Origin of the sequence: Collinsella tanakaei, assembly GCF_016900375.1 — a bacterium.
In the GTDB taxonomy this organism is placed as follows: Bacteria; Actinomycetota; Coriobacteriia; order Coriobacteriales; family Coriobacteriaceae; genus Collinsella.
Map to the genome: position 1 here is coordinate 1 of NZ_JACJKB010000072.1, position 249 is coordinate 249.

Here is a 249-nt window from a genome sequence, read left to right on the forward strand (position 1 = left end):
CGGTGCGAACCTCGCTGTGCGGCCCTCAGGGCACGCGGAGGCCATCCCGGGTGGGCGGAACGCCGCCCACCGGTCAGCGGCTCTGGCGGCCGGGGCACGCCCGGTCCCATTCCGAACCCGGAAGCTAAGCCGGCCAGCGCCGATGGTACTGCGGGGGAAGCCCGTGGGAGAGCAGGGCGCCGCTGACCGGTGGACGGCGTTTCATCGCGGGGAGGGCCCCGGGGGAGCGATCCCCCGGGGCCCTTTCCC

1 rRNA gene is annotated in these 249 nt (G+C 75.9%); it reads left to right on the forward strand.

The features are described 5' to 3' along the window. Positions 1–72 precede the first annotated feature (72 nt). Positions 73–188 (forward strand): 5S ribosomal RNA (gene rrf / locus H6A16_RS10655). The last annotated feature ends 61 nt before the right edge of the window (positions 189–249 follow it).